The organism is Bradyrhizobium sp. 14AA (assembly GCF_054185205.1).
The window spans coordinates 224,223-240,493 of record NZ_JAVAYM010000001.1; the positions used below are offsets into that span (position 1 = coordinate 224,223).

Here is a 16,271-nt window from a genome sequence, read left to right on the forward strand (position 1 = left end):
AGACGATGTGATGGTGCTTCGCTTTAATATCGAGAACGAACCGAACCTTCCCGACGGCGGCCCTGTATCATTTTCGGTCACCGGCAGGCGTTCGGTCGATATTGGCCGGGACCGTCATCTCGACTGGACGCTGCCGGATCCGGCGCGGATGATTTCGGGCAAGCATTGCGAGGTTCACTTTCGCGACGGCGGCTACTGGCTGCACGACGTCTCGACCAACGGCACCTTTCTCAATGGCGCCGACCAGCGCATGCGGGGGCCGCACCGCCTGCGCGACGGCGACCGTCTCACCATCGGTCATTACATCATCGCGGTTTCGCTGGAGGATGAGGCTGGTGGGCGCGCCACCCCAAACCATGAGGTGCAGCCGCACGCACCCCTCGTCCAACAGCACGCGGACGATGGGGAACTCTGGGCGGCTGATCGTGACGTGCCGCCGCCGATCGATCCGCAACAATTGAGGAAGCCACGCGAGGTTGCGCGGCCCGTCAATCCGGAGTTTCTGGATTGGGCGGCGAGCGTTCCGGCGCCGGGTGCGGATCCAGTTCGACGTTCATCGCCGATGCCTCCGTACCAGCCGTCGGTACGGGACGACATGAGCTGGGCAGCCGGTCCAGTCGCTGCGCCGAAATCGCATGTCGAGCGACCGCCCGCGATCCCGACCCCGCGCCGCCCATCGGAGTGGACCGATGATGAACCAGCGGCTGCCCGGCCACCTCCGCCGCCCGTTGAGCCGCCGCGCCCGGTGCAGGCGACAGGCGAAGGGCCCGTCACCGCCAAGCCAGTGGGCGGCACCGACTTCGCGCGGCTGGTGGCACGCGCGGCCGGATTGCCGGACCATTTCTTTGCCAACAAGACCGATGCCGAACTTGCTGAACAGCTTGGCATCATCTTGCGCATGACCGTGGATAATCTGATGGCGCTGCTGCAGGCGCGAACACAGGCCAAGCAGCTGACCCGCAGCACCAGCCAGACCACCGTCCAGGCCATCGAGAACAATCCGCTGAAATTCTCGCCGACCTCGCAAGAGGCGATGCGCATCTTGTTCGGACCGCCGACGCGAAGTTACCTCGACGCGCAACGCGCCTTCACGCAGGGTTTCAGTGACCTCAAATCACATCAGTTGAAGACGTACATGGCGATGCAGCATGCTGTCCATGAGCTGATCGCCGGTATCGATCCGACGCTGATGGCGCGCGAGCTCGAGCTTCAGCGCGGCGCAAGCTCCTGGCTCGGCACCAACAAGAGCAAACTCTGGGACGAATTCCTGACGCGCTGGAAGGCGCATCTCGGCCGCGACAACAGCGCGCCCATCGATACCTTTATGTTGCATTTCTCGGACTACTACGACCGCGCCGACAAGGCCGAGTCAAAATGAACTATCGGCGATCACACGGTCGCCGACAAATTGTTAAGTGGATGCAAGAATGTCTTGGTACAGCAAGGTTTTCTGGTCAGAAGGTCTGTTTCTGCGACCGCATCATCTGCAGCAGAGCGATCGCTACATCGAACATTTGCTGGAAAAACGGGTTCGCTACACAACGCCATACCCCTGGGGGTTTGCCCAGCTCCAGATCGACAAGGATCTTGCCGAACAGAGCAAATTCGCGGTGCGCAATGCATCCGGCGTCATGCCGGACGGAACGCCGTTCGATATTCCTGCGGACAGTCCGATTCCGGAAGCGATCGAAGTGCCGGATTCGGCCGCAGGCCAGATCGTCTGGCTGATGATGCCGGTCGCGGCGCCAAACACGCGCGAGGTCGATGAGGACCGCACCGACAGTGCCAGTCGTTATGTTCGTACTTCGGAAACCTTCATCGATTCGACCTCGGCGCTGCGCATCGAGGAAGAGATCGACATCGCTTATCCCAGGCTGTCGTTCGAATTGCGCAAGACCAGCAAGCCCGGATACATGGGCCTCGGTATCGCGCGCATTCTGGAGGTGCGCGACAGGAACATCCTGTTCGACGACAAGTTCGTGCCGCCGATGCTGGTCTGCGCCGCACATCCGATCATCGACGGCTGGCTCAATCGCATCATCGGCTGGGTCGAGACCAAGCTCGATGAACTGGCGCGTTATGCAGTCGATCCGTCGTCCGGTGGCGGCTTGCAGAGCGTCGACTATCTGGTGCTGCAAGTGCTGAATCGTACGATTCCAGTGCTGACCCATTTCCAGCGGTCCGGCAGCGTGCATCCCGAGCGGCTGTACGAGGAGTTGCTGAGATTCGCGGGTGAACTTGCGACATTTGCCACGGCGGAAAGGCGCGCGCGCAACTACCCGGCGTACGATCACGACGATCTCGAAAACATCTTCACGCCCTTGGTGAGCGACATCCAGGATTTCTTGAGCGCGCGGCTGGGCCGACGGGCGATCCGCCTGGAGATCATCGAGCGCGCGCAGAACGCGTTCGTATCGCCGATCCGCGATCGGGCGCTGTTCCGAAATGCGACGTTGGTGCTGGAGGTTGCCGCGCGGCGGCCGCTCGTGGAGATCCAGAACGATTTCCCGCACCTGTTCAAGGTCGGGCCGAACACCAAGATGAACGAGATCGTGCATGCAAACCTGCCGGGGTTGACACTGGTGCACTTGCCGACCCCGCCGCCGCACATCCGGGCCATCACGGATCACGTCTATTTCTATCTCGACCGCAAGTCGCCGCTATGGCCCGAGTTCAGCTCGGCGGCCTCGATCGGGATGCATTTTTCCGGCGACTGGCCGGAGCTTGAGCTGTACCTTTGGGCTATCCTGGAAGACAGGCCATGAGCGACAGGGACAAGCCGGTCAATCCTTTCGGTCGGGGCGAACGGACGATCATCCGTCCCAACCCCGGCGGGAAGTTGCCGCCGGCGCCGACCTCTCAGCCTCCTCCGGGCGAGGGACCTGCGCCACGACCCGGCTATTCGCCATCGCCGGTGCCTTCTCCCGGCGCGCCCGCGCCAGCGTCGCCGTCATCCTTTTCCCCCGTCCCGCAGGGCTCGAGCTACGCTGCGGCGCCGGTCAGCCATCCGACTGAGGAATGGATCTCGACACCTGCGCAAGCCCAGGCGCAGCAACCGATGCTGCCGGGGCCGCCGTTGCGTGTCGACGATCTTGTTGCGCCAAATGCCAATCCGGTGATGCGCGCTGCGGGCCCGTTGCTGCAGTTGCTCGGCCGCTTGCGGGTGGCGCTCATGCGTGCGTCGTTCGCGAGCCTGATGGACCAGGTCGCCGACGCCATCAAATTCTTCGAGAAGGATATCCGTTCAGCGGGCATTTCCGAGCACCAGGCCAACACCGCGAAATATATCCTGTGCGCCACCGCCGACGATATCGTGCAGCACATCCCGACCGAGGAGCGCCACGTCTGGACCCAATACTCGATGCTCAGCCGTTTCTTCGGCGAGCGGGTCGGCGGCGTCCGTTTTTTCGAGATCCTTGACCATCTGAAGGTTGATCCGCTGGTTAACTATCCGGTGCTCGAGCTTCAACACGCCTGCCTTGCGCTCGGATTCCAGGGTCTTCACCGTACCTCAGCGGGCGGACTTGCGAACCTGCAGGTGATCCAGCGCAACCTCTATGAATTGCTGCGCCGGGTCCGGCCCAAGACAATGAGCGACCTGTCGCCCAACTGGCGCGGGCAGGCGCTGGCTGGCCGCCGGCAGCGCCTGCGTGTTCCCGTCTGGCTGGTCGCGGCCGTCGTTGCCGCGCTGCTGACCGGGTCCTATTTCGTCCTGCGGACGTTCCTCGCCGGCCGGGCAGAGAATGCCGCCGAGGTGGCTCTCGCGCTCCATCCGGGCGACCCGATCGAGCTCAAGCGCCGGGTGGTTGCGCCACCGCCACCGCCGCCACCACCGCCGCCACCGGACCGCATCACCCAGTTGCAGCGTATCCGCAACGCGCTCGCGAAGGAGAATACGGCCTGTGCCATGACGGCGGATCAGACCGCGAGCTTCATTGTGATCAGGGTCTGTGACCTCGCATTGTTCGCGTCGGGCCAGGCCACACTCCTCGACGGCTTCAAGCCGGTTGCGGCCCGCGTCGCCGCAACCCTCGACAAGGAGCCGGGACGAATCCGGGTCGTCGGCCATACCGACAGCTCGCCGATCCGCACGGTGCGCTTCCCTTCGAACTTCGAGTTGTCGGTCGAGCGCGCCAAGGCGGTTGCCGCCGCACTGAAGCCTGGCCTGACGGATGGCTCGCGCCTCGATGTCGAAGGCAAGGGAGCCGATGCGGCAATCGCCACCAATACGACACCTGAGGGACGCGCCAAGAATCGGCGCGTTGAGATCTTTATCGAACGCAGCGAATAGGCGGACGCCGCCAGCTCAGATGGTTTGCGACAGGTACGGTTAGATGCTTGCCAAGGACATTCTCCGCATCGTTCTCTACGGAGTTGGGCTCAGCTCGCTCGGGGCGGTGATCTATTTCGCCGGTCCCTTCATCGCGTTCGGTGACTGGCGGCCGCTGGAGAACCATATCGTTCGCCAGATCGCTATTCTGCTGCTCACCACGGCCGTGGCAGGCGTCGTTGGCCTCAATCTGTTCAAGCGGCGCAAGAATGCCAAGGAGATTGCCGACGGCATCGCGGGTGCGGATCAGCCCGTCAGCGACGAGCCGGTGCTCAAGGAGCGCATGAAGGATGCGCTCGCGACGCTGAAGACCGCCAGCGGCAACAAGTCGGGCTATCTCTACGATTTGCCTTGGTACGTCATCATCGGTCCCCCCGGGGCCGGCAAGACCACTGCGCTGGTCAATTCCGGGCTGAAGTTTCCGCTCGCGCGCGGGGCGACGCCGGCGGCAATCGCCGGGGTCGGCGGTACCCGCTACTGCGACTGGTGGTTTACCGAGGAAGCGGTGCTGATCGATACCGCTGGCCGTTACACCACCCAGGATTCCAATAGCAAGGCCGACAAGGACAGCTGGCTGGCGTTCCTGGACATCCTGAAGAAAAGCCGATCGCGTCAGCCGATCAACGGCGTCCTCGTCGCCATCAGTATTGAAGACGTGCTGATGCTGCCGAAGCAGGAACTCGCACTTCACGCCGACGCCATCAGGATGCGCCTGCTCGAGCTGCATCAGAGGCTCAAGGTCAGCTTCCCGGTCTACGCGCTCTTTACCAAGGCCGATCTCGTTGCCGGCTTCACCGAATATTTCGCCTATCTCGGCGAGGCCGGACGCCGTCAGGTCTGGGGCGCCACGTTCCAGACCGCCGACAAGACCCAGAATCTGGTGGGCCAGATCCCGGTCGAGTTCGACCGTCTGCTGGAGCGGCTGAGCGAGGAGACGCTCGACCGTCTGCAGGACGAGCCGACGCCGCAGCACCGCGTGCAACTGTTCGGCTTCCCGGCGCAGATGGCGCGGCTAAAGCCCAAGATCCACGATTTCCTCAACCAGATATTCGAGCCAACGCGCTATCACGTGAATGCGAACCTGCGCGGGTTCTACTTCACTTCGGGTACACAGCAAGGCACGCCGATCGACCAATTGATCGGGTCGCTGGCGCGTACGTTCGGCGCGGAGGAGGTCGGTTCCGGATCTTATTCGGGCACGGGCAAGAGCTACTTCCTCGCCGATCTGATTTCCAAGGTCGTCATCGGCGAGGCCGACTGGGTCTCGACCGACCGTGCGGCGGTGCGCCGCGCACTGATCCTGAAAACCGCAGCGCTGTCATTGATCGGCCTGGTCTCGATCGGCCTGATCGCAGCGTGGCTGACGAGCTACAAACGCAACTCGGATTTGATCGAGCGAAGCCTGCAGGCGGATAGCGAATATGCGGCCGCCGGAGCACCGCTCATCAAGCAAACACTGATTGCTGATCATGATCTCGACAAGGTGCTGCCGCTGCTCTACCGGCTGCGCAATGTCCCGGCTGGCTATGGATCGCGCAACGAGCCGGTGGCCCTGTCGGCCCGCTACGGGCTCAGTCAGCACGCCCGGCTGCTGTCGCCCTCGAAGGCGGCCTATCATACGGCGCTCGAGCGCATGTTCCGACCGCGCCTGCTGTATCGCCTTGAGGAGCAACTCAATGCGCGCATCAACGAGCCTGCCTTTGTCTACGAGGCGTTGAAGGTCTATTTGATGCTCGGCGGCCTGCAGTCGCCGGACCGCGAGCTGATCCGCTCCTGGATGCAGCGCGACTGGGCGGACGACCTCTATCCCGGTGCGACCAACGCGGAAGGACGGCGGCTACTCGATGAGAATCTCGTGGCTATGTTCGACCTCGATACCGGGCAGCCGCCGCTGGTCGAACTCGACGGCCGGTTGATCAAGCAGGCCCAGAATTCCCTGGCGCGCCTGAGTGTGTCGCAGCGTGCCTACGAGTTTCTGAAATCGGAGGCGCGTGCATCCACCGCTGGCGACTGGATCGCCGGCCGCCGCGGCGGTCCGGACATGGCCGTCGTGTTCGAAACCACGGCGGGGCGTCCGTTGGACGACGTGCGGGTACCGGAGTTCTTTACGTACAACGGCTTCCATCAGAAGTTCATCGCCCGGCTGTCCGGATTGTCGGAGCGCATGAAGCGGGAGCGGTGGGTCCTGGGTGATGCCGGTCAGCAGTCGGCCATCGACCAGCAGTACGACAATCTGGCCGGTGATCTGCTCAGCATCTATTCCAACGATTTTGTCACGACCTGGCGAACGGCGCTCGGTAGCCTGCGCCTGAAGAAGCTGCTCGCCGACAAGCCGAAATACGAGGTGCTGAGGGCGCTGTCGGCACCGACCTCGCCGATGCGGCAAATCCTGGAATCGGTGCGCGACGAGACGATGCTGACAAAGGAACGGGCGAAGCCGGCAAACGCTGGCGCCCCTGCCGCTTCACCGGCGCCGGCACTCTTCACCAATGCCCAGGATGGACCGCCTGGCGCGACGATCGAGGCACAGTTCAAACCTTATCATGCGGTGCTCGAGGGTGAGAGCACCCGCCGGCCGATCGACTCGACCATCGCCAACTTGAACGATATCGCGCAGAACCTGACGCTGATCATCGAGAATCCGCAACTGACCGCGCAGGCGACTGCTGCGCTTCAGACCCAGGTCGCAGCGCTCCGCAACAACGCCTCGCGCATGCCGCCGCCATTTTCCGACATGCTGCGAGCGGCAGCCGGGGAGTTCGAGGGCAGCATCGCGGCCTCGACCGCCGGACAGATCCTGCAGACCTTGCGCGATCAGGTCACGCCGGTCTGCCAGCAGGCGGTGACCAACCGCTATCCGTTTGTCCGCAGCAGCAGCCAGGAGGTCCCGCTCGCCGACTTCGCCAAATTGTTCAGTCCGAATGGCGTCATGGACAAGTTCTTCACCCAGTACCTGGCACCTTACGCCGACACGTCGCGGTCGGACTGGGTCTGGCGAAAGGAGAGTCCGGTCGGCCGGTCGTTCTCGCCGGACACACTCAAGCAATTCCAGAATGCGGCCTATATCCGCGATGCCTTCTTTCAGACCGGCGGCGGTGTGCCGGCGGTATCATTCGCGATTCGGCCACCTGGGGCAGCCGGCCCAGGCGTGACCGTCAAGACCGAGATTGGTGGGACCACGATTACGAGCCCAATCACTCCCGGGCCAGCCGCTTCCGCTTCGTCCATGTTCGGCGGGCCGCAACCTGCGCCACCACCACCGCCCCAGCCACAGAGCAATGCACCGACGACCGTCCTCTGGCCGGGGCCATCGCCGCGGACGGCAATTTCAGTCAGCAACGACACCGGTCCGCCATCCGTGCTCGAGCGCATCGGTCCCTGGTCGTTGTTCCGGATGCTGGAGGCGGGCTCGTTGGTGGCGAAGGCGGAAACTGCCAGCGCGACCTTCATCGTCGCCGGGCGCGAGCTCAACTATCAGATTTCGACCGGATCGTTGCGCAATCCGCTGAACCTGTCAGTGCTCCGCGAGTTTCGTTGCCCGACCGGAATATGACCATGCGTTGCGGTTTATTCGGCAAGATCGGCGCGAAACGCGATTTCATCGCGATCGCGACTCCGCGCCGTTTCCTGGAAGCTTGGGAGCCATGGGTGCAGGCTGCGCTGTCGGCAAGTCGTCATCAGCTTGGCTCGGGCTGGCAGCAGGCCTTCCTGACCGCGCCGGTCTGGCGATTTTGGCTCGGTGCCGCGATCTGCGGCACCACGGTGGCAGGTGCAATCATGCCCTCGCTCGATGGGGTCGGGCGGTACTATCCATTGACGCTGCACGCGGTGACCGGCGAGGGTGCATCGCTGCCGTCGCCGAACATTGATCCGCAGGATGAATGGTTCGGGCAAGCGGAGGCATTCCTGCTCGCGACCCTTGATCGGGCCGCAACCTTTGAGCAGATCTCCGAGGCCCTCGATCGTCTCGCGGTGCCGCGCCTGCAGGCGACGGTCGCCGACGGTTCGCCGATCACGTCGCTGGGTGCCGCAGCAATCGAACGGGCTTCGACAGTCGACGCATTCGCCGGGTCGTTTGCCGCACTTTGCGCCGCCAATCCACAGGTCTACGCCGCGGCCAGCTTCTGGTGGACCGCCGGAGGCGAAGGCTTTCCGCCTATGGCGCTGTGTTGCCGCGGATTGCCGGACCCGTTTCACTACGCCACGCTCTTGACCGGCGATCTCGGCCGCGTGGCATCCGGGACGGGATGACGCGCGATGGTACACACCCTGTCCTTGTTCGATGTCGGGAGCGTCACCCATACCGGACGGGTGCGGGAACGAAACGAGGATTCATGTCTGGTGCGAACCGACGTGGGCCTGTGGGCGGTCGCCGATGGTATGGGCGGCCATGAGGCCGGCGATCTTGCCAGTGGCATTGTGGTGCAGTCGCTGGATGCGATTGGTACGCCGGAGTCGGCGGCAGACCTGCTTGCCCAATGCGAGGAGCGGCTATTCAGCGCGAACCAGCAGATCCTGGCGCTTAGTCAGGAACGACAGGGGGCCACCGTCGGGACCACCGCGGCGGTTCTGCTCGTGCGCGAGGGCTATTATGCCTGCATTTGGGCGGGCGACAGCCGAGTCTACCTGATCAACCGCGGTGGCATCAACCAGGTGTCGCACGATCACAGCGAACTGGAGGAATTGATCGCCGAAGGTGCGCTGTCGCGCGAAGACGTGAAGGATTGGGCGAGCAATGCCATTACCCGGGCCGTCGGCGTCGCCGATGATCCCGAGTTCGAGGTGGTGACAGGCCCGGCCGAGCCGGAGGACATCTTCGTGATCTGCAGCGATGGCCTGACCAGGCACTTGCAGGACGACGAGATCCTGCAACACGCGGCCACGCGGCGCGCCCAAGCGGCCTGCGACGACCTGCTCGCGCTGGCTCTTGATCGCGGCGGGCTCGACAATGTGACGATCGTGATCGTGCGGCTGCTGCCGCCGCGATCCAAGGAGCCGACGCGATCGCCGCTCAATCGGGAGCCGCAACCATGACCCCGAACGAGCCGTTCCGATCATCCTACCACGGCGTGCCGCCCGGCACCCGGCTCAACGGCATCTACGAGATCGAGGCGGTGATCGGCGCGGGCGGCATGGGTGAGGTCTACAAATGCCGCGAGATCCAGACCGGATCGCCGGTGGCGGTGAAAATGCTGCTGCCTGACATGGTCGAGAACGAGGCGGCGCTCGCGCTGTTCCGTCGGGAGGCCGCGGCACTCCACAATCTTCCGCACGATGCGATCGTTCGCTACTTCCTGTTCACCGTGGAGCCCGCGCTGCAGCGACCGTATCTCGCGATGGAGTTCGTGAATGGCCGCTCGCTCTCGAACATGCTCGACGACGGACCGTTGACCTTTGAGGCGTTGATCAAGTTGATGCAGCGCGTCGCATCGGGACTGGAGGCCGCCCATGAGCACGGCATCATCCATCGCGACGTTTCTCCGGACAACATCATCGTGCCGCTCGACGACGTCAGGCGGGCCAAGATCATAGATTTCGGCATCGCTCGGTCGACCCAGATGGGTGACAAGACCATCATCGGCTCGGGCTTCGCCGGCAAGGACAATTACGCATCGCCGGAACAGGTAGGTTTGTACGGCAATGAGGTCACCGCGAAATCCGATGTCTACAGCTTCGGTCTCGTGCTGTTCCATGCTCTGACCGGACAGAAGCTCGACATGGGCGGCAGCCAGTTTCAGCTGGTGGAGAAGCGCCGGCGTGTGCCCGATCTGGGCGCGGTGGACATGCGCATCCGGCCTTTGCTGGAGCGGATGTTGCAGCCCGATCCGGCGTTGCGCCCGACCATGGGGGAAGTCGCCAGCTGGATGCCGACCGGTTCGGCTCAAACGCCGGCCGCGCCGTTATATGGCTTCGATGCGCTGCGGCGGCCGGAAAGCGCGGCGCCGACGCTGAAGGACAGGATGCCGTCGACCACGCAGAGCCCGCGCAATCTCTGGCTGGGGGCAGGCGTGGCGGCGGTGCTGCTCCTGCTCGGCGGGGGCGGATATGCCTTCTACAAGCTGGTCTGGTCAGCGCCCGGCTCCGCGGCCTTGCCGCCACCTCCGAAACTCGCCGGCACAATGTCGCCGCCGAAGGTCGAGCCTGCTGGACCACAGTCGGGACGTCAGGAGCCGGTGAAGCTGCCCGCGCAACCGACGATGACGCCGTCTCCGGCACTCGACGCGCCGGGACGAGCCGAGCGCATCCGAAAATATGTGGCCCAATATGCTGGTGGTGACTGCTTCTTCATCCTGCCGGTTGCCGTGAGCCAAAACGCCGCCGTCATCGAAGGCTTTGGCGCCTCGACCGCGCCTTTCGACACCTTCGACAAGGCGTTCCGGCGTGAGCAGGGATTCGAGGCTTCGGTCGGCGTCAGGCAGGTGACCCAGGCACAATGCCCGGCCGTCAAGTTCTTGAGCGAGGTCGGGAGCGATCAGGCACGAGCGCCGCGCATCACCCTGTCAGCGACAGAGCTGAAGGCCGGCGAAACCCTCAACGGCACCATTGAGAACTTCGCCAACCGCGTGGTGGAGCTGCTCATCGTGTCGGATCGCGGCGAGGTTCAGAGCCTGTCTTATCTTCTGAAGCCGGGCATCGACTCGCTTTCGTTCACGCTCCCGACAGCGCGCGCGAGCGGTCCGCAACTGCTGTTGGTCGTGGCGACCCCGCAGGTCCTGGACTCGCTGCGCCAGCCGCGTCCGACGGCTGCCGATACATTCTTTCTGCAGGCGCTGAGTGAGGCTCAGCGCAACAAGGTTACGATCATCGCGGCCGCGCGCTACGTGCTGCTCACCAACTGATCGGCTGCTCAGAACTTTCCGATCACCAGGATCTTCAGGTCGGCATCCGGCTTGAAGTCGCTTGCCGTATATTCGAGCGTGTTTCCGGAGGATCCCTTGAGCCGCCCCGGACAAAAGCTCACCAAGCGGTCGCTGCCGCCCGGGTCGATGGTCAACTTGAACGATCGGATCGGCCCGGCCCAATTCGCACCGGTCTTGAGCACATAGGATATGCGCCGCTCCTGCAGCTTGGCGGTATTGGCTTGGCTGTTGCCCGCGCGCTTGTCGAGCTCGGCGAGGAAAGTATCCTGGACGCAATACTCCTTCCGGTAACGCGCGACTTCCTGATTGAGTGCGCTGCTACCGCGCAGGGTCGAGCGCAGGATGGTGTCAGGGCTGGAGCCGACGCTCGGCCGATACTGGTGTTCGACGATGACGGTGCGCGTGGGCGGAAACACCTGCTTGCGCACCGCCGAGGTCTTGATAACCCAGCCCGGCGCATATTGCTGGCGACCGTTGTCGCTCATGCCGGCAGGCATCAGAAGCCCGTCGTCCACGAGCCGGGTTCGGGTCGCCGCGGTCAGGTCGGCCACCCGGATCTCGCGGTCGCCGATCGGCAGCAGCGGCAGCTTGAGATCGCGGAGCAGGGCACTGACATCCTTGCTGCCGACCATGGCACGCTGATCGATGGTCAGTGGCGCCGGGTTACCGTCGACTTTGGTCTCGAAGTCGACGAAGTTGATTGGATCGTTCGACGGCAGCGCAATGTTCTCGGCCTCCGACAGGTCGATGTCGGGCAGCGGAAAGGCAACCGTGAGCGTGACCGGCTTGGTGGTGACATTGGTGAATTGGTAGCGAACGCTGATCCTGTCGAGCGCGATACGAAGGTCTTCGCTCTCCATCGCCACGTCGTTGGTGCGAACGAACTGAAGCCCGCCGATGGACAATTCCGCAGCCGAGTCGTTGGCCCGCGCTGGCCAGCCGGCCGCAACCAATAGTGCGACCATCAACGCCCGTATCCGGAACGATGGCGAGAAGGACGGTCCGTTCACCAGACTAGTCTCCATGCGGCGTCGCAGCATATGCCGGTTCCATCCGGTGCGGATTAATCGATCGGCTGATAAAGATCGCCCCACTCGGACTTCCAGACCCCGTCTGGATCGCACACTACGATCGCGAGCCTCACGTCGTTTGCCAGCCGGATCGCGCCGCGAAAGGCGTCCTGAGCGGGCAATTGGGCGCTGACCTGGTCAGTGGCCAGCCGTCCCCCACTCGCTGCGGCCGGCAGCACGATCGACCCTGAGGCGCCGTCGTTGCCACGTTTCAGGACCAACGTGATCGCATCGGGCTGGACTTCGTTGACCTGCTCAAATCTATTCCTGGCCATGGTTTTGCACCGCAAGCTGAAGAGGTTCGGACTATCACCGTCCAGTGATAGATTGAACGCGATTGAGATTGCTCACCACCAATTGACGTGCCGCATTACCGGCATCTCGGATTAGTCGATCCGACGCGGCGATCGGTTCGGGGTACATTGAGGCGAACATGCTTCGTCCAATTTTTTGGATCTGGGTATTCATCGTTGGCGCTGGCATTTTCGTAACCAGGGCGCATGCTGACGATACTGTCGTACGCAGCTTTGCCGGCGGTTCGGCTGCGTCCATGGTCGGCATCGTGCCGGCCAGCGAGGACGTGGAACTCGCAGGTCCGCAAGCGCTCAGCGCCGATGGGCAGGGCAACCTCTTTGTGCTCGATCAGATCAACGGCCGCATTCTCCAGTTTGATCCCAAACAGCCCAGTTCTGATCCCGACGTCCTCAAGATGCCGAAGGACGTCCAGCCAACCGACCTCGTCGTCCACAACGACGACATTATGGTTTGGGACGGCGGCGTCCGGACGCTCAAGGCGGCGCCGGGACAATCCACGCGCGGACTCGGCGGCGATGTGATCCAGCTTGAGGAGGTCTCAAGCCGTGGTGCGGACGATCAGGTCGCCGTCTCGGCTTTCGCCCAGATGGGATCGCAGTCGCCCGGCAGTGCGACCGACTTGCTGGATCAGAACACCCGCGCGGCCATCATCAAGACGACGCGGCAACCCGACCGGCAATATGTGGCTTCCCGAAGCAAAGGCTCGGTGATCGCCGATATCATTCCGGACAAGGGCAATGCCAGCGTGCGGGTCGAGATCCAGACCATGGTCACCAACGAGACCATTGGCCAGCTCGGCCTGCGGGTGCGCAACCAGCTCGGCACGGTCGAGTTCCTCGAGATAGACAACAGCGACCGCTTCTACGTGCTGGCCGAGGACATTCCTCCGTCGGGGAAGAACGCCTCCACATTCGTCGCGCGCTACGCCGCGAACGGGCGTCTCGAAGGAATCTACGAGCTGCCTTTGGAAGAGACCCCGCTGACCAGGCGGTTCGTTACGGTCTCGGGCGATGGCGATGTCTATTTCCTGCGGACCAAGCCGGACGGCATCGAAGTGGTTGGCGTCGGCTTCCGGCCTCTGGCCAACGCTTCGATTATCGATGTGCGGCCGTCGCGAACAGCAGCCGCGCCGGCGCAGCCCGACGTCAAATTCAATGCGACAGCCGCCGTGCGGCCGTCCAATCGCCAGCAGGCGATCGAAACCGCGTTTGCATTCGAGGGCATCCAATGGAAGCTGACACAGGCGAATTACGGTAGCGATCCGGATAGCCAATGCAGCGGCTTCAGTCGTATTCGCCGGCCATGGTATCTCCAGGGCAAGGTGAACCAGGAGGTCCGCGGCGTACCATATTGCTGGGGCTGCCACGGTTCGCTCGCGAACTTCCGGCAGCGGATCGAGGGCGGCACGCTGGCTGGCAATGTCTGCACCCGCAACGCGCCGCGGCCCGATGTGGCGGGCGTCGACTGTTCGGCATTCGTCAGCGCCGCGTGGGGACTCAGCGTCCACTACACGACCGCAGCCATCCCGGCGATCGCAGCGCCCGTGGCAAATCCCTGGGACCTGAAGCCCGGCGATGCGCTGAACAAGCCGGGCTCGCACGTGATGTTGTTCCTGCGGTTCACGCCTGATCGCAAAGCGGAGGTGATGGAGTCCTCGACCGGTGGCTGCAACGGCCGCGTCTGCCGCAACGTCTATCCGCTGGCGAGCCTGCTCGCGCGCGGCTACGCTCCGGTCCGCTTTCGCGCCTTTGCGGATGATCAGACGACAGTTTCAGCGAGCGCCTATCAAGAGACCGAGCCGCCGGCGGGACGCAAAACGGCAAGCAAGAGGCGCTGAACCCGGTGTGTCGTTGGTGCTACACAATGGGTAGGCATGAAGTCGAGGTGGATCACGATGCGGATGCCCAGAGGACTTGACTGCAAGATCGGGCGGCTATGCGCCACTATCGGGCTCGCCGCGTTGATCGGCCTGACAACCCCGCACGCTTACGCGGCAGGCGGCCTGTCGATCAGCAATCCGGACGGGGCGGCCGTGCGCGCGCTCGTGATCGGGATCGACGACTATCAGCACGTGCGCAAACTGAAGGGCGCGGTCGCCGACGCCACCGACATCGTGACCAGCTTGAAGTCCATGGGAGTTGGCGATGTCGTGGAACTGAGCAACGCCCAGGCCGACAGGGCAAGCGTTCTGCGCGAGATCAGCGCACTGGTCGAACGGACAAAGACCAACGACCTCATCTTTCTGTCGATCGCCGGTCATGGCACCCAGGAGCCGGAGCGCGTCAAGGGCTCCGAGCCGGACGGGATGGAAAACGTGTTCCTGCTGCCGGCCTTCGAGACCACGCCAACCGGGTCGGTTGAGCGCGTTCTCGGCAGCGAGTTCAACCATTTCATCCGGCAGTTCGAGCTGCGCGGTGCGAAGGTGATCTTCGTGGCTGACACCTGCCATGGTGGCGGAATGGTGCGCGATATCGATCCGCGTGCCGCAGAAATGAGCTTCCGCCAGGTACCGCGCTACACGTTGCTGGTCGATGAACTGAAGCCGGTGTCGGACAGCAGCGATCCGAAGTCGGAGCTCGATCTCGACCACACGGCGTTCCTGGCTGCGGTTGATCGCAATACCAAGGCACCGGAAGTGCGGATTCCCGGCATCGATGGCCTGCGCGGGGCCCTCAGCTATGCGGTCGCGCGGGCGGTGGAAGGCAGCGCGGACATCAATCACGATGGGAGGGTGACTCTTAAGGAGCTCTTCAGCAATGTTCGGCAGGTGGTCTATCAGCTCTCGGACCAGCGGCAGAATATCGTGACGATATCGTCGCAGGCTCAGACGCCGGATACCGACGTTGCCTTCGAGTTGACGCGCGGTGTAGTGCTGATCCAGGGGCCGGCCGCGAGAACAGGCTCCAGTCAGGCCGGAGCGGCCGCCGAGAGCCAGGCGCCTGCGCCGCCGGCTGCCACGGCCAAGGCCCCAACGGTTCCGACCCTTGCCGCCACGACCAATGCAGCACCGACGAGTGCAGCCTCGACCAGCGCCACGCCGTCACCCCTCCGCCTCGCAGCGCCGATCCGACTGGCGGCGCTCGACGGCAAGACGAACTATTTTGCGGGCGTGGCGCCGAAGGATGTCACGGTAAAGACCGTTCAACCGACGGACAATCCCGACTTGATTTGGGATCCTGTGTCCCACGATGTGATCGCGTGGGGTGATGTGGTCGCCTATGGCGTGGACGTTGCCAGCTTGCCGACGGTGGTTGACCGGACAGCAGCAATTCGTGAACTCAAGCGCATCGCGACCCGGTCGCCGCAGACGATGCGCATTTGGCCGGACGATCGTCAGCAGCGCGCCGGCCAGACCGTCGAGGTTGACCTGTCTGATGTGGCATCAAGGGCGGTATTGCTGTTCAATGTATCCGGCGATGGCACTATCCAGATGTTGTATCCGGTGGGGTCTGATGCGGCTCTGGCCCGAACGGCAAGCTTGCGCCTGCCGCTCAGGGTGGGCGAGCCGTTCGGTGCGGAGCAGATCGTTGCAGTGACCTCGCAGCAGCGCATGGTCGATCTTGAGACGGTCCTGATGCAGCTCAACCGGCGCCGTGCCTCGGGGCAGATGATCAAAAGCCTCGAGCGTTACTTGCCCGCGGACGCGCGGATCGCCTCGATCGGCTTCTTTAGCGCTCCCTGACTTCTGAGAGGGCA

The 16,271-nt window shown here is 63.6% G+C and carries 11 protein-coding genes; 9 read left to right on the forward strand and 2 right to left on the reverse strand.

Annotation, left to right across the window (positions count from 1 at the left end):
* The first annotated feature begins 10 nt into the window (after nt 1-10).
* The 7 genes from tagH to RAD15_RS00950 are packed head-to-tail and all read left to right on the forward strand — an operon-like array spanning nt 11 to nt 11,169.
* Nucleotides 11-1,378 (forward strand): type VI secretion system-associated FHA domain protein TagH, encoded by a 1,368-nt coding sequence (gene tagH, locus RAD15_RS00920; RefSeq protein ID WP_458173464.1) that lies wholly within the window; start codon nt 11-13, stop codon nt 1,376-1,378.
* Nucleotides 1,379-1,427: 49 nt separating this feature from the next.
* A complete protein-coding gene (gene tssK / locus RAD15_RS00925) occupies nt 1,428-2,765 on the forward strand; it encodes a type VI secretion system baseplate subunit TssK (RefSeq protein WP_458173466.1) in 1,338 nt (445 codons plus the stop codon).
* Entirely contained in the window at nt 2,762-4,291 is a 1,530-nt protein-coding gene (gene tssL, locus RAD15_RS00930) for a type VI secretion system protein TssL, long form (protein WP_458173468.1), read from the forward strand. The genes tssK and tssL overlap by 4 nt, the downstream gene beginning before the upstream one ends.
* Nucleotides 4,292-4,334: 43 nt before the next feature.
* On the forward strand, nt 4,335-7,883 hold the full coding sequence (gene tssM, locus RAD15_RS00935) for a type VI secretion system membrane subunit TssM (RefSeq protein WP_458173470.1): 3,549 nt from the start codon (nt 4,335-4,337) through the stop codon (nt 7,881-7,883).
* Complete coding sequence (gene tagF, locus RAD15_RS00940) at nt 7,880-8,581, forward strand: type VI secretion system-associated protein TagF (protein WP_458174965.1); 702 nt, start codon at nt 7,880-7,882, stop codon at nt 8,579-8,581. The genes tssM and tagF overlap by 4 nt, the downstream gene beginning before the upstream one ends.
* Before the next feature lie 6 nt (nt 8,582-8,587).
* Nucleotides 8,588-9,364, forward strand: a complete 777-nt coding sequence (locus RAD15_RS00945) for a PP2C family protein-serine/threonine phosphatase (protein WP_458173472.1) — start codon at nt 8,588-8,590, stop codon at nt 9,362-9,364.
* Complete coding sequence (locus RAD15_RS00950; RefSeq protein ID WP_458173474.1) at nt 9,361-11,169, forward strand: serine/threonine-protein kinase; 1,809 nt, start codon at nt 9,361-9,363, stop codon at nt 11,167-11,169. The genes RAD15_RS00945 and RAD15_RS00950 overlap by 4 nt, the downstream gene beginning before the upstream one ends.
* Nucleotides 11,170-11,177: 8 nt before the next feature.
* Here RAD15_RS00950 and RAD15_RS00955 read toward each other — a convergent pair whose 3' ends face one another.
* Both RAD15_RS00955 and RAD15_RS00960 read right to left on the reverse strand, forming a co-directional pair.
* Nucleotides 11,178-12,155 carry a DUF4424 domain-containing protein gene (locus tag RAD15_RS00955; protein WP_458174967.1) on the reverse strand — a complete coding sequence of 326 codons (978 nt, stop codon included), beginning with the start codon at nt 12,153-12,155 and terminating at the stop codon, nt 11,178-11,180.
* A gap of 98 nt (nt 12,156-12,253) precedes the next feature.
* Entirely contained in the window at nt 12,254-12,535 is a 282-nt protein-coding gene (locus RAD15_RS00960; RefSeq protein ID WP_458173476.1) for a hypothetical protein, read from the reverse strand.
* Between the two features lie 158 nt (nt 12,536-12,693).
* On the opposite strand from RAD15_RS00960, the gene RAD15_RS00965 reads away from it, so the two are divergent.
* Nucleotides 12,694-14,412, forward strand: a complete 1,719-nt coding sequence (locus RAD15_RS00965; RefSeq protein ID WP_458173478.1) for a hypothetical protein — start codon at nt 12,694-12,696, stop codon at nt 14,410-14,412.
* Nucleotides 14,413-14,469: 57 nt separating this feature from the next.
* A complete protein-coding gene (locus tag RAD15_RS00970) occupies nt 14,470-16,257 on the forward strand; it encodes a caspase family protein (RefSeq protein WP_458173480.1) in 1,788 nt (595 codons plus the stop codon).
* Nucleotides 16,258-16,271 lie beyond the last annotated feature (14 nt).